The organism is Flavobacterium frigoris, assembly GCF_900111075.1.
Taxonomy (GTDB): Bacteria; Bacteroidota; Bacteroidia; order Flavobacteriales; family Flavobacteriaceae; genus Flavobacterium; species Flavobacterium frigoris.
On sequence record NZ_FOFZ01000037.1, the window covers coordinates 1 to 2,013 of the forward strand.

A 2,013-nucleotide genomic window follows, 5' to 3' on the forward strand; every position below is an offset into this window, starting at 1 on the left:
TTGCATCATTAAATATACAACTTTTCTGTCTAATAATTAGATTATTTGTTTATATTTGATAGAATTAAACGGAGGTTTTTTCACAGACTGACGTTAGCGGATAGCTTCAAAAAAACGCAGAATAAAAGAAATATATGGAAAAATACAAATTTTGGATTATTCTAATCTGTGGATTTATCACACCAATTTTGATATACTTATTTCCAGTTGATGGCGGTGGAAGTTCAATAATTTTTACAATTTCTGTTCCATTTTTTATTATAATAGCATTATTTTTCGCGTTTATTTACAAAAGAATTTCAAAGAAAACCGAAGTGAAATGGAAAAGGAATTCCGCATTTTCAGTTTTTGTTTTTATTATTCTGTTCTTGACATTCTATTCATTCCCTTGTTTTGACAGAAATAATCTCTGTCCTTGCGAAGTCGTTTATAATTCCGCAAAAGTATTGTCAAAATATGAACAAGTAAAGTTTGATGATCTTTTAATAGAAAAAAAACAATCAAATTATCCATTAATTGTTGTTGCTCAAAAAAAATTTAAATCTACATTTCCAAATAAAATTTATTACGTGAATTATGAAGGAAAAGAAACTTTTAGTTCAGAAAAATTTTATGTAATTTATTTTAGAAACGGCAAAATATTATCAAATAACGGAAACTTAGATATTGAATATTTAAACGACAATTATGTTAAGTTCAGTGAAACTTACAACAACGAAAAGATTGAATTTAAATCAACTAAAAATGGTTTCATAAATATTCCTAATGAATATAAAAATTATTATGACAATGGATATGAATACATAAATTTAGAAAAAGAGTTTAAAAATTTTAATCTTAACATTAGAAAAGAGCCAGAAAAAGACATTACAAAAGAATATGCTTTTTATAAAATACTATATTGGTTTTCATAAAAAGCCATCCGCTAACAGCAGTTACACAAGATTTGGGTTTTAGGCTTAATTTAAAGTTGGTTTTGTACTTGGAAAAGTTAGTGTTTAACCGAAATATAAATCTTAATTTAGTCCCAAACCTCGTGTAGCTGCAGGACGTTACAGGCAAGTTGGCCAAAAATGAGCAGAAAATATGTATATTATTTAATGAAGTATGAAACAACGACAATATAAAGTAAGAATACATTCTGTAAGTAGATTTATTATTCCAATGATAATTATACTATGTTCATTATCATTTTTATTGGTAGAGTATTTTCCGCACGTAGAAAATCAATTCATTTCATTTCTTCAATTTGTTCCAGTATTATTAATATCATTATTCATAGCGAATAAGATTGGTACAGCAAAAATAAAAATTGTATTTACTTCCGAAGCTATAATTCATACTTGGGAACGGAAATTTCCCCTAAGTTGGGAAAGAGATATTACTATACCATGGGGCATAGTTGACAATTATGTTTTTCAAAATGATAGAACTTTTGATAGCTTTATTATTAATCTTAAAAATAATACAAGATATAAAATTGACAGACAAAATATGTTCGCCGAAAAAGATGACTTCAAAAAATTGGTGAAAGAATTTCCGAGGTTATCAAATAATTACAGGAATAAAGAAGTTGCAGAAAATCAAAAATTTGAAATCATTGAAGGTAAAAGTTTTTATGAAAGTAAATCTTTTAAATGGATTTTTTATTTTCTTGTAAGTGCTCTTTTGTTGTTAATAAGCAACAAGATCATTAATCCTAACTCAGAGACACCATGGAGTGCAATAGGAATGTTAGGAAGTGGCTTACTATTTTATGGAACAATGATACGACGAAAAAACATTGATAATAAGAAAACCAGCCTGTAACAGCTGTTTTGATATAGCTGGAATTTAGTGGAATTATCGTTACGCATCAAGTTTTCGTTAAGCCAAAAATTGAGCGGTTACGAACTTCCAGCCATCTCAAAGCAGCAAAACGTTATAATAGATATTTCGCCAAATTTTGCGGTGAAAAAATCACTTGCTTCGCTCCTTCTCAGAAAATAATCTGCAATCCAAAAAAATGATGAT

Annotated in this window: 2 protein-coding genes; both read left to right on the plus strand. The window is 27.8% G+C overall.

The window, feature by feature from the left end; genetic code table 11:
- Nucleotides 1–134: 134 nt before the first annotated feature.
- Complete coding sequence (locus BMW63_RS17610; protein WP_074724771.1) at nt 135–914, plus strand: APC family permease; 780 nt, start codon at nt 135–137, stop codon at nt 912–914.
- 193 nt (nt 915–1,107) lie between these two features.
- Nucleotides 1,108–1,809 (plus strand): hypothetical protein, encoded by a 702-nt coding sequence (locus BMW63_RS17615; protein WP_074724772.1) that lies wholly within the window; start codon nt 1,108–1,110, stop codon nt 1,807–1,809.
- Nucleotides 1,810–2,013: the final 204 nt, after the last annotated feature.